We start from the raw sequence: 12,467 nt of genomic DNA on the forward strand, positions 1-12,467 counted from the left end.
TCAGTATGACCATAGTTGCAGGCGAAAGGAAAAATTTTGTGACCCTGGCCGCACGGTTTCAGTGAAATCCAGGCGCCAGTATGCCGCATGCGGAAAAGATAAATTCTGCGGCGCGTCAGTAAAAAGCCGCGTAAGCGGGCGCTTTTGTATCAGGGATCCCGCATCGGGCGCGGCGCGCATTTACAGCGGGGCTTCGCGCGTTAAAAAATCATTTCTCCGGATGCCACAAGGCTGGACAGCAGCACAATTTGTCGATAATTTATGCCCGCGACTTGCACCTCCGGGTGCAAGCCAGAAGAGGCGCGTCGCCCAGGCAGTGTGTTTGAGGATCCGTATCCGGCGAAAACACATCAGGGGGTGCGACGCCGAGATGGCATAACACGCGGAGTGTTGTGCTGTCGGCTGCAGGGGCTGAATCCTCTGGGTTGTCACCAGAAGCGTCCGCAGTCGGACGTTTCGCAAGGTGAAGTGCTTTTGGTGACTCATCTCCTGATCTTGTCTGTCCAATTCCGCTCTTCTCTTGTGCCAAGGCTGTTATCCCTGTCTTCTGAACCGAATTCCCGGCGGAAGATAACCTGACACGAGGTTTGTTACATGTCTCAACCGTTGATTGTGGCAAAATTTGGTGGCACCAGCGTTGCCGATTTCGATGCCATGAACCGCAGCGCAGACGTTGTGCTGTCCGATGCCCACACCCGTCTGGTCGTTCTCTCTGCGTCTGCTGGCGTGACGAATCTGCTGGTCGCGCTGGCCGAGGGCCAGGATCAGGCAGAGCGTACCCAGATGCTGGATGAAATTCGCCGTATCCAGTACGCCATTATCGATCGCCTTGCTGCGCCGGATGTGATCCGTGAAGAAATTGACCGCGTGCTGGAAAACATCACCATGCTGTCAGATACCACGGCACTGGCCAATTCTCTGGCTCTTACCGATGAGCTGGTCAGCCACGGCGAACTGATGTCAACGCTGCTGTTTGTCGAGATCCTGCGCGAGCGCGGTGTCAATGCCGAGTGGTTTGACGTTCGCAAAGTGATGCGCACCAGCGATCGTTTTGGCCGGGCCGAGCCGCAGGTGGCTGAGCTGCAGACGCTGGCAGCGGCGCAGCTGCAGCCGCGCATTGCCGAAGCGCTGGTGGTGACTCAGGGCTTTATCGGCAGCGAGAGCAAAGGACGCACCACCACGCTGGGCCGCGGCGGCAGCGATTATACTGCTGCGCTGCTGGGCGAGGCGCTGCAGGCTGAGCGCATCGATATCTGGACCGACGTGGCAGGTATCTATACCACCGATCCGCGCGTGGTGCCGGCTGCGCGCCGTATCGAAGAGATCACCTTCGAAGAGGCGGCAGAAATGGCAATTTTTGGCGCGAAAGTGCTCCATCCCGCCACGCTGCTGCCGGCGGTACGCAGCGATATCCCGGTGTTTGTTGGCTCCAGTAAAGATCCGGCCGCCGGCGGCACGCGCGTCTGCAATGAAACGCGTAATCCGCCGCTGTTCCGCGCGCTGGCACTGCGTCGCAAGCAGACGCTGCTAACGCTGCACAGCCTGAACATGCTGCACGCGCACGGTTTTCTGGCTGAGGTGTTTGCGATTCTGGCGCGCCATAATGTTTCTGTGGATCTGGTCACCACCTCTGAAGTCAGCGTGGCGCTGACGCTGGATAACACCGGCTCCACCAGCAGCGTGGATAGCCTGCTGACGCAGGCGCTGCTTACCGAGCTCTCTTCGCTGTGCCGCGTGGAAGTTGAAGAGAATCTGGCGCTGGTCGCTATTATCGGTAACAACCTGTCGAAAGCCTGCGGCGTGGGCAAAGAGGTCTTTGGTGCGCTGGAGCCGTTTAATCTGCGCATGATTTGCTACGGTGCCAGCAGCTACAACCTCTGTTTCCTGGTGCCGACGCCAGATGCGGAAGCGGTGGTGCGCGCGCTGCATCACAATCTGTTTGGTGCCTGATACCCCCCTTATGATGCTGATTAGCCGGACGCTGTCCGGCTTTTTTTCCGGCTAATCCCGCCATATCTGCTGGCGTTTGCCGCAAAGCGCAGTGTTATTTCCCGCTTCAGGGCGCAATACGCAGCAGCTGATAGGCAATTGCCGCCGGCACCGTCGTCGGCGATAACGAAATGTTATGATCCCTTCCGATTGCAGCGGTCGTTCCCCGTGCGATCTTTCACCTGTGGCACATTATCTAAAACCTCTCCGGCTCGTTTTTGTAGCGGACAAAGGTCTCTGAAAAAGGAAGTGTTTCATGCTCGCCAGTATCACCCGCCTGTTTCCACTCTGGGCTGTACTGCTCTCAGTCGCCGCCTACTACTCGCCATCCACCTTTACCGGTATCGGTCCGTGGGTCTCTTATCTGCTGATGCTGATCATGTTTGGCATGGGCGTTACGCTAAATATTGACGATTTTAAACGCGTGCTGGTGCGTCCGGCTCCGGTGATTGCCGGCACCTTTCTGCACTATCTGGTGATGCCGCTGGCCGCATGGGCGCTGGCAAAGCTGTTTCAGATGCCGCCCGATCTGGCTGCCGGCATGATTCTGGTCGGCAGCGTCGCCAGCGGAACCGCGTCAAACGTAATGATTTACCTGGCGAAGGGCGATGTGGCGCTCTCGGTGACGATCTCTTCCGTCTCTGCGCTGGTGGGCGTGTTTGCCACTCCGCTGCTGACCCGTTTTTACGTTGATACGCATATTCAGGTCGACGTGGTGGGGATGCTGCTGAGCATCGTGAAAATTGTGGTGATCCCGATTTCACTCGGGCTGATTATTCATCACACCATGAACAGCGTGGTGCGCCGCGTTGAACCCTGGCTGCCGGCGTTTTCCATGCTCTGCATTTTGCTGATTATCAGCGCGGTGGTGGCGGGTAGCCAGAGCTTTATCGGATCGGTGGGCCTGATGGTGATTCTGGCGGTGATCCTGCATAACGCCATTGGTCTGCTCGGCGGCTACTGGGGCGGCAAGCTGTTTGGCTTTGATGAGTCGACCTGCCGCACGCTGGCGCTGGAGGTGGGGATGCAGAATTCGGGGCTGGCGGCTACGCTCGGCAAACTCTATTTCTCACCGCTTGCTGCCCTGCCGGGTGCACTCTTCTCGGTCTGGCACAACCTCTCCGGCTCACTGCTGGCAGGCTACTGGTCTGGCAAACCCATAAAGAAAAAATCCTGAATGGTTGATGCGGGCGATGCCAGTCGCCCGCAGCCATAGCATGCGGTTATAACTTCAGATACGCCCGGATCCCATCCAGAAGCATCTGCGTCGCCAGCATAATCAGGATCAGTCCCATCAGCCGCTCCAGCGCGTTAACGCCTTTGTCGCCCAGCAGGCGCAGAAACAGCCCCGACAGCAGCAGAATGATAACCGTAGCTCCCCAGGCGATCAGCAGCGCGCCGACCAGATGGCTCATCTGATGCGGGTACTGGTGCGACAGCAGCATCAGCGTGGCCAGCAGTGAGGGGCCGGCGACCAGCGGGATGGCCAGCGGCACGAGAAACGGCTCCTCGCCAGCCGGCAGGCCGCTGCTGCCGGTGTCGCCGGAGGGAAAAATCATGCGAATCGCGATCAGGAACAGAATAATGCCGCCGGAAATAGAGACCGTTTCGGTGCGCAGGTTCAGGAACATCAGAATGCGTTCACCGGCAAACAGAAACAGCAGCATCAGACCGAGCGCAATCAGCATTTCGCGCATCAGCACCACGCGACGGCGTCTGGGTTCCAGATGTTTCAGCACCGACATAAAAATAGGCAGGTTGCCGAGAGGATCCATGATCAGCAGCAGCAGCACGGTCGCAGATATCATTTCAGTCATGGGCGGTAAACCACTCCTTTCTGTTGGTGTTCACTATTATTAGCTCTGTTGCTGAAAAAACAGGTGTAATCGAATTAATTCACTTGCCAGAAGTGCAGCATTTTGTAGAGTTGAAGGTCGCAGGTAAACCTGAATATTACGCAGGCTCGCGCATCGTTAGCGCCGGGTCTGATACATGCACTATACAGGCCTCGGCCCGAGCTCCTGAGACGGACAGAAAATGAAGAATGTAGGTTTTATTGGTTGGCGTGGCATGGTCGGCTCTGTGCTGATGTCACGAATGAGCGAAGAACGCGATTTTGACGTGATCAATCCGGTGTTCTTCTCTACGTCGCAGCTGGGTCAGGCTGCGCCCGCGTTTGGCGGTAAGTCAACCGGCGCGCTGCAGGATGCGTTTGATATTGACGCGCTGAAAGCGCTCGACATCATTATTACCTGCCAGGGCGGCGACTATACCAGTGAAGTCTATCCAAAGCTGCGCGAGAGCGGCTGGCAGGGCTACTGGATTGATGCAGCTTCTACGCTGCGCATGAAAGATGACGCCATCATTATTCTCGATCCGGTCAACAATCAGGTGATTCGCGACGGCCTGAACAACGGCATCAAAACCTTTGTCGGTGGCAACTGCACCGTCAGCCTGATGCTGATGTCGCTGGGCGGCCTGTTTGCGAACGATCTGGTAGAGTGGGCCTCGGTGGCGACTTACCAGGCGGCGTCCGGCGGCGGCGCGCGTCATATGCGCGAACTGCTGACGCAGATGGGTATGCTGCATGACCATGTCGCTCCGGCGCTGCAGGATCCCGCTTCCGCTATTCTGGAGATTGAGCGCAGCGTGACTGATTTTACCCGTTCCGGCACGCTGCCGACGGATAACTTTGGTGTGCCACTGGCGGGCAGCCTGATTCCCTGGATCGACAAGCAGCTCGACAATGGCCAGAGCCGCGAAGAGTGGAAAGGGCAGGCGGAGACCAACAAGATCCTCAATACCGGCAACATCATTCCGGTTGACGGCCTCTGCGTGCGCGTCGGCGCGCTGCGCTGCCACAGCCAGGCGTTTACGCTGAAGCTGAAAAAAGATCTGCCGCTGGCAGAGATTGAGCAGCTGCTCGCGGCGCATAACGAGTGGGTAAAAGTGGTGCCAAACGATCGCGAGATCACGATGCGCGAGCTGACGCCCGCTGCGGTTACCGGTCGCCTGACCACGCCGGTTGGCCGCCTGCGCAAACTCAACATGGGACCGGAGTATCTTTCCGCTTTCACCGTTGGCGATCAGCTGCTGTGGGGTGCCGCAGAACCGCTGCGTCGCATGCTGCGTCTGCTTATCGACTAAGCGCAGCGACATCAGACAGGCCGGGGTTTCCCGGCTTTTTTTTAATCAGCTGACGGGCAAAACCTAAGGCAAATTGCCGCCAGCGAGTGATCGGCTTCCCTTTTTTGTTTTTCCGATAACAATTTTTCACGTTCCTCCCTGGCTTCTGCCAACCCCAAGCTATGATTTAACTGAGAAGTACCGATTGTTAACAGGTTGTACTTTGTAAGCGAATTAGTAGTGGTACCTGGCAACGAATTTTCCCATGGAGGGTGGCCTCTCTTGCCAGCGTACGTATGACTCAATGAAAAGCAGCGCACTTACAGCGGCACAGCTGCCCCTGCGGTCGCCTGCACAAAATCATAGGAAGAAAGTCATGTCAGAGTTTCCCGATCGCGATGCGATCAATGCGCTTTTTGCCGGGGATTACGCCGACCCCTTTTCTGTCCTGGGAATGCACCAGACCGTTCAGGGCCTTGAAGTCCGCGCGCTGCTGCCGGATGCGTCTGAAGTCTGGGTGATTGAAACCAAAACCGGCCGCAAATGTGGTCAGCTGAAGTGTCTGGATTCACGCGGCTTTTTCAGCGGAGTGATTCCGCGCCGCAAGAACATGTTTCGCTATCAGCTGGCGGTGAACTGGCATGGTCAGCAGAATCTGATTGATGACGCCTACCGTTTTGGCCCGCTGCTGGCCGATATGGACGCCTGGCTGCTGGCTGAAGGTACGCACCAGCGTCCGTATGAAACCCTGGGTGCGCACGGCGCGACCATTGATGGCGTCAGCGGCATCCGCTTTGCCGTATGGGCGCCGAATGCCCGGCGCGTCTCTGTGGTGGGCGACTTCAACTTCTGGGACGGCCGCCGTCATCCGATGCGCTTCCGGCGCGAACTCGGTATCTGGGAGCTGTTTGTGCCGGGTGCGGTAAACGGACAGCTCTATAAATATGAGATTGTCGATTTACACGGGCAGATGCGTATCAAAGCTGACCCGTTTGCGTTTGAAGCGCAGATGCGCCCGCAGACGGCATCGATGATCTGCGGCCTGCCGCCGAAGGTTGAGATGCAGCCAGTGCGCAAAGCGGCGAACGGTTTTGATCAGCCTATCTCTATTTATGAGGTGCACCTCGGCTCATGGCGACGCCACACCGATAACAACTTCTGGCTGAGCTACAAAGAGCTGGCTGAGCAGCTTATCCCCTATGTCAAAGAGATGGGCTTTACCCATATCGAGCTGCTGCCGATTAATGAGCATCCGTTTGACGGCAGCTGGGGTTATCAGCCGCTGGGCATGTATGCGCCGACGCGGCGCTTCGGCACGCGCGATGAGTTCCGTCAGTTTATTGCAGCGGCACATGAGGCGGGTATCAACGTACTGCTGGACTGGGTACCGGGCCATTTTCCTGACGACGACTTCGGTCTGGCGAAATTTGACGGCACTGAACTCTATGAACACAGCGATCCGCGCGAAGGGTATCATCAGGACTGGAATACGCTGATCTATAACTTTGGGCGGCGTGAAGTCAGCAACTATCTCTCCGGTAACGCGCTTTACTGGCTGGAGCGGTTTGGCATTGACGGCCTGCGCGTGGATGCGGTGGCTTCAATGATCTACCGCGACTACAGCCGTAAAGCGGGCGAGTGGATCCCGAATCATCTGGGCGGGCGCGAAAATCTGGAAGCGATTGCATTTCTGCGTCATACCAACCAGACGCTGGGCACGGCGGTACCTGGCAGCATCACCGTGGCGGAAGAGTCAACCGACTTCCCTGGCGTCACGCGCCCGAGCGAAAATGAAGGGCTGGGCTTCTGGTTTAAGTGGAACCTGGGCTGGATGCACGACACCCTCGACTACATGAAGCTCGACCCGGTACATCGCCGCTATCATCACAATCTGATGACATTTGGCATGGCCTACAACTACAGCGAAAACTTCGTGCTGCCGCTCTCCCATGACGAAGTGGTGCACGGCAAGCGCTCTATTCTCGATCGCATGCCGGGTGACGCCTGGCAGAAGTTCGCTAACCTGCGCGCCTACTACGGCTGGATGTGGGCGTTTCCGGGTAAAAAGCTGCAGTTTATGGGCAATGAGTTTGCTCAGGGGCGCGAGTGGAACCATGACGTCAGCCTCGACTGGCACCTGCTGGAAGGCGATGACAACTGGCATCACGGCGTGCAGCGTCTGGTACGCGATCTCAACCACACCTATCGCCACTATGCGCCACTTTATCAGCTCGACTTTGATCCGCAGGGCTTTGAGTGGCTGGTAGTGGATGACCACGATAACTCGGTGTTTGTCTTTGTACGCCGCGACCGCGAAGGCAATGAGATCATTGTTGCCAGCAACTTTACGCCGGTCACGCGCCAGGATTACCGTTTTGGCGTCAATCAGGCGGGCAGCTGGCGCGAAGTGCTGAATACCGATCAGCACGACTATCACGGCAGCGACGTGCGTAACCACAGCATCGCCCGCACCGACGAGATTGCCAGCCACGGCCGCGCGCAGTCGCTGAGTCTGACCCTGCCACCGCTGTCGACCATCTGGCTGGTGCGGGAGGCGGACTGATGATCGAAGCGGGCCAGCCTGCGCCGCACGGGGCCCGCTATGATGGACGCGGCGTCAACTTCACGCTCTTCTCGCGTCACGCAGAGAAGGTGGAGCTCTGCCTGTTCAGCTGTGAAGGAGAGGAGCAGCGTCTGACGCTGCCCGCCCGCAGCGGCGATATCTGGCACGGCTATATTGCCGGGCTGAAGCCGGGTCAGCGCTACGGCTATCGCGTTTATGGTCCGTGGGATCCGCAGCGGGGACACCGTTTTAATCCGGCTAAACTGCTGGTGGACCCCTGCGCCAAAGCCGTTACCGGCAGCGTTGCGGATGACGCCGCGCTGTATGGCGGCATCGCGCAGCCTGACAGTCAGGACAGCGCCGGCTGCATGCCCAAATCGCTGGTTATCGCTGAAGACTTTGACTGGGAAGACGATCGGCCACCGCGTACGCCCTGGGGCAAAACGGTCATTTACGAAGCGCACGTGCGCGGTCTGACGCAGCTGCATCCGGAAATTCCTGAAACGCTGCGCGGGACGTATGCGGCGCTCGGCCACCCTGCTATGGTGAAGTACCTGCGCGACCTCGGCATTACCGCGCTGGAGCTGCTGCCGGTGGCGGCGTTTGCCAGCGAGCCGCGGCTGCAGCGGACAGGGCTGCAAAACTACTGGGGCTACAACCCCTACGCGCTCTGGGCGGTACACCCGGATTATGCGTCAGGGGAAGCGGGCGTCACAGCGCTGCAGGAGTTTCAGCAGGCGGTGAAAACGCTGCACGCAGCAGGTATTGAAGTGATCCTGGACGTGGTCTTTAACCACTCCGCAGAGCTGGAAGAGATTGGCCCGACGCTGTCGCTGCGCGGGGTGGATAACGCCAGCTACTACTGGCTTGATGAGCAGGGGAATTACCAGAACTGGACCGGCTGCGGCAACACGCTAAATCTCAGCGATCCGCAGGTGGTGGCGTGGGCGCTGGAAGCGCTGCGATACTGGGTACAGCACTGTCACGTTGATGGCTTTCGCTTTGATCTCGCCAGCGTGCTGGGGCGTACGCCGGACTTTTGCGCTGAAGCACCGCTGCTGGCGGCGATTCGCGCCTGTCCGGTTCTGTCGCAGGTCAAGCTGATTGCTGAGCCGTGGGATATCGGCGAAAACGGCTATCAGGTGGGCCGGTTTCCGCCAGGCTTTGCCGAATGGAACGACCATTTTCGCGACGCCGCACGCCGCTACTGGCTGCATGGCGAACTGAACAACGGCGAGCTGGCGCGTCGGTTTGCCGCCTCAGCCGATCTGTTTCAGCAGGCAGGGCGCCGGCCGCACGCCAGCATTAATTTTATTACCGCGCATGATGGCTTCACGCTGCGCGACCTGGTGAGCTATAACCATAAACATAATCAGGCTAACGGCGAGGATAACCGCGACGGCAGCAGTGACAACTTCAGTCATAACCACGGGCATGAAGGGCTGAAAGCGAATCCGGATGTCCTGCAGCGGCGGCGGCACAGCGCGCATGCGCTGCTGACCACGCTGCTGCTGGCACAGGGCACGCCGATGCTGCTGGCGGGCGATGAGCGCGGCCAGAGCCAGTATGGCAACAACAACGCCTACTGTCAGAATAACCTGCTGACGTGGCTCAACTGGCAGCAGGATGATGAAGGGCTGGTCGACTTTACTGCGGCGCTGATCCAGCTGCGCCAGCGCATTCCGGCGCTGACGGCAGACTGCTGGTGGCAGGAAGGTGATGGTCAGGTGCAGTGGTTCAATGCCAGCGGCAAACCACTGGAACCAGAAGAGTGGGAGCGGGGTGCGCATCAGATGCAAATCCTGCTGTCGGATCGCTGGCTGATAACAATAAATGCAACAGATGCAATCAGTGACCTAGCCTTACCAGACGGAGAATGGCATGCCATACCTCCTTTCGCCGGGGAAGATAATCCCATTTTGACAACTGTCTGGCACGGGCCCGCACGCGGCGTGTGTGTGTTCCTAAAGCAATCATAAGGAGTCAGACATGGTGAAGTTAGACAGAAACGATCCTCTGATGCTGGCGCGCCAGCTCCCTACCCAGACAGTTGCCCTGATCCTTGCTGGCGGACGCGGCACGCGTCTGAAAGATCTGACCGCAAAACGCGCGAAGCCTGCCGTTCACTTTGGCGGCAAGTTTCGTATCATCGACTTTGCCCTTTCCAACTGCATTAACTCAGGCATCCGGCGCATCGGCGTCATTACCCAGTATCAGTCGCATACGCTGACGCAGCATATTCAGCGCGGCTGGTCACTGTTTAACGAAGAGATGAATGAGTTTGTCGATTTGCTGCCCGCTCAGCAGCGCGCCGCGACGGAGTACTGGTATCGCGGCACCGCCGATGCGGTGACGCAGAACCTCGATATTATCCGGCGCTATAACGCACAGTACATCGTGATCCTTGCCGGCGATCACATCTACAAAATGGACTACTCGCGTATGCTGCTCGACCACGCTGAACGCGGGGCGAAGTGCACTATCGCCTGTCTGCCGGTTCCGCTGGCGGAAGCGACCGCCTTTGGCGTGATGGCGGTAGATGCTGACAACAACGTGGTCGATTTTGTTGAAAAACCCGCGACTCCTCCCGCTATGCCTGGCGACGCAGATAAGGCGCTGGCAAGTATGGGTATCTATGTTTTCAATGCCGACTATCTTTATCAGTTACTGGAAGAAGATTTGCTGGTAGAGAACTCCAGCCACGACTTTGGCAAAGATCTGCTGCCAAAAATTGTGGCGAGCGGTGAGGCGTATGCACATTCATTCACGCTCTCCTGCGTGCAGAACGATGAGAATGCAGAACCCTACTGGCGTGATGTAGGTACGCTGGAGGCCTACTGGCGTGCGAATCTTGATCTGGCATCCGTGACGCCAGAGCTGGATATGTATGACCATGAATGGCCCATCCGGACCCATATGGAGCCACTGCCGCCGGCTAAATTTGTGCAGGATCGCTCCGGCAGTCATGGCATGACCATGAACTCGCTGGTATCGGGCGGCTGTATTATTTCCGGCTCCGTAGTCGTGAATTCAGTGCTGTTTCCGCGCGTGCGCGTAAACTCATTTTGCAATATTGATTCAGCGGTGCTGTTACCGGATGTTGTGGTAGGCCGTTCGTGCCGGCTTCGCCGCTGTGTAATTGACCGTGCCTGCGCAATCCCGGAGGGCATGGTGATTGGAGAGAATCCGGATGAAGACAGCCGGCGTTTTTACCGATCGGAAGAGGGCATCGTACTGGTGACGCGCGCCATGCTGGCCAGGCTGGCCACCGCGGGTCAGTGAGTGGCGACAAGCATACAAAAAAACCGCCGCGTGGAACGCGCGCGATAACATAATAGGGGTTCAGGATGCAGGTTTTACATGTCTGTTCAGAGCTTTTTCCGCTGCTGAAAACGGGCGGGCTGGCTGATGTCGTCGGCGCATTACCGCAGGCGCAAATAGCCGATGGTACGGATACGCGGGTACTGATCCCGGCGTTTCCGGATCTGCGTAAAGGAATTCCTGATACTGACGTGGTGGCGGAGCTGCAAACTTTTGCCGGGCCCGTGCGCCTGCTGTTCGGGCAGTACAACGGTGTCGGTATTTATCTGATTGATGCGCCAGGACTGTATGACCGTCCCGGCAGCCCCTACCACGACACGTCGCAGTTCGCATACGTAGACAACTATCTGCGTTTCGCACTGCTGGGCTGGATGGGTGCCGAGCTGGCCAGCGGAGTAGATGGCCTGTGGCGTCCGCAGATTGTGCACGCGCATGACTGGCATGCCGGTCTGACCTGCGCCTATATCGCCGCGCGCGGCAATCCGGCTAAAACGGTCTTTACCGTACACAACCTTGCCTATCAGGGGCTGTTTAACGCCCGGCATCTGGATGAGATTCAGATCCCGCGCGAATATTTTGGCATGCATGGCCTGGAGTTTTACGGCCAGATCTCTTACCTCAAGGCTGGTCTGTTCTTTGCCGATCACATCACAGCGGTCAGTCCGACCTACGCGCTGGAGATCACCCGACCGGAGTTTGGTTATGGCATGGAAGCGCTGCTGGAGCAGCGTCTGCGTGAAGGTCGTCTGAGCGGTATTCTCAACGGTGTGGATCCGGGCATCTGGGATCCGGCTCATGACCTGCTGCTGACCGCCCGTTATGACCGCGAAACCCTGGAAAGCAAAGCGGAAAACAAACGTCAGCTGCAGATCGCTATGGGACTGAAGGTCGATGATAAAGTGCCGGTTTTCTGCGTCATCAGCCGGCTGACAAAACAGAAAGGGCTCGATCTGGTGCTGGAAGCGCTGCCGGGTCTGCTGGCACAGGGCGGGCAGCTGGTCCTGCTGGGTCAGGGCGACGCCGAACTGCAGCAGGGTTTTCTTGCAGCCGCGGCGGAGCATCCTGGCAGCGTGGGCGTACAGATTGGCTATCACGAAGCGTTCTCACACCGCATTGTTGGCGGTGCCGATGTGATTATGGTTCCCAGCCGCTTTGAACCCTGCGGGCTGACGCAGCTCTATGGCCTGAAATATGGCACGCTGCCGCTGGTGCGTCGTACCGGTGGCCTGGCCGATACCGTACAGGATAGCTCTCTGGAGAACCTGGCAGATGGTGTTGCCAGCGGCTTCAGTTTTGAAGACAGCAATGCCTGGTCACTGCTGCGGGCTATTCGTCGCGCCTTTGTACTCTGGTCACGGCCTTCACTGTGGCGCTATGTTCAGCGCCAGGCCATGGCGATGGATTTCAGCTGGCAGGTGGCTGCGCAGGCCTACCGCGATCTTTATCAACGTATGCTGTAATTGAGAGA

Annotated in this window: 8 protein-coding genes and 1 riboswitch; of the genes, 7 read left to right on the plus strand and 1 reads right to left on the minus strand. The window is 58.0% G+C overall.

All coding sequences use genetic code 11. The annotated features are described in order from the left end of the window. Nucleotides 1-287: 287 nt before the first annotated feature. A riboswitch (Lysine riboswitch) is annotated at nt 288-482 on the plus strand. 112 nt (nt 483-594) lie between these two features. Beyond that, nucleotides 595-1,950, plus strand: a complete 1,356-nt coding sequence (gene lysC / locus FS690_RS07660) for a lysine-sensitive aspartokinase 3 (protein ID WP_094112172.1) — start codon at nt 595-597, stop codon at nt 1,948-1,950. A gap of 295 nt (nt 1,951-2,245) precedes the next feature. Continuing rightward, the gene (gene panS, locus FS690_RS07665; protein ID WP_108570111.1) at nt 2,246-3,166 is read left to right on the plus strand and encodes a ketopantoate/pantoate/pantothenate transporter PanS; all 921 of its coding nucleotides are present in this window, start codon (nt 2,246-2,248) and stop codon (nt 3,164-3,166) included. Nucleotides 3,167-3,212: 46 nt separating this feature from the next. On the opposite strand, the gene FS690_RS07670 is transcribed toward panS, so the two are convergent. Beyond that, nucleotides 3,213-3,806 carry a YhgN family NAAT transporter gene (locus FS690_RS07670; protein ID WP_108570112.1) on the minus strand — a complete coding sequence of 198 codons (594 nt, stop codon included), beginning with the start codon at nt 3,804-3,806 and terminating at the stop codon, nt 3,213-3,215. Nucleotides 3,807-4,026: 220 nt separating this feature from the next. Here FS690_RS07670 and asd point away from each other — a divergent pair, with 220 nt between their 5' ends. The 5 genes from asd (at nt 4,027) to glgA (ending at nt 12,459) form a co-directional block, all read left to right on the plus strand. Beyond that, the gene (gene asd, locus FS690_RS07675) at nt 4,027-5,136 is read left to right on the plus strand and encodes an aspartate-semialdehyde dehydrogenase (RefSeq protein ID WP_108570113.1); all 1,110 of its coding nucleotides are present in this window, start codon (nt 4,027-4,029) and stop codon (nt 5,134-5,136) included. 355 nt (nt 5,137-5,491) lie between these two features. After that, nucleotides 5,492-7,678: a 1,4-alpha-glucan branching enzyme gene (gene glgB, locus FS690_RS07680; RefSeq protein WP_145339355.1), complete on the plus strand. Its 2,187-nt coding sequence runs from the start codon at nt 5,492-5,494 to the stop codon at nt 7,676-7,678. Continuing rightward, nucleotides 7,678-9,657 (plus strand): glycogen debranching protein GlgX, encoded by a 1,980-nt coding sequence (gene glgX, locus FS690_RS07685; RefSeq protein WP_039381885.1) that lies wholly within the window; start codon nt 7,678-7,680, stop codon nt 9,655-9,657. Before glgB ends, glgX begins: the two co-directional genes overlap by 1 nt. Before the next feature lie 10 nt (nt 9,658-9,667). Continuing rightward, on the plus strand, nt 9,668-10,960 hold the full coding sequence (glgC, locus tag FS690_RS07690) for a glucose-1-phosphate adenylyltransferase (protein ID WP_094112167.1): 1,293 nt from the start codon (nt 9,668-9,670) through the stop codon (nt 10,958-10,960). Between the two features lie 65 nt (nt 10,961-11,025). Continuing rightward, nucleotides 11,026-12,459 (plus strand): glycogen synthase GlgA, encoded by a 1,434-nt coding sequence (glgA, locus tag FS690_RS07695; protein WP_094112166.1) that lies wholly within the window; start codon nt 11,026-11,028, stop codon nt 12,457-12,459. The last annotated feature ends 8 nt before the right edge of the window (nt 12,460-12,467 follow it).

This window comes from Pantoea sp. PSNIH1 (assembly GCF_007680655.1).
GTDB classification, from domain to species: Bacteria; Pseudomonadota; Gammaproteobacteria; order Enterobacterales; family Enterobacteriaceae; genus Pantoea; species Pantoea eucrina.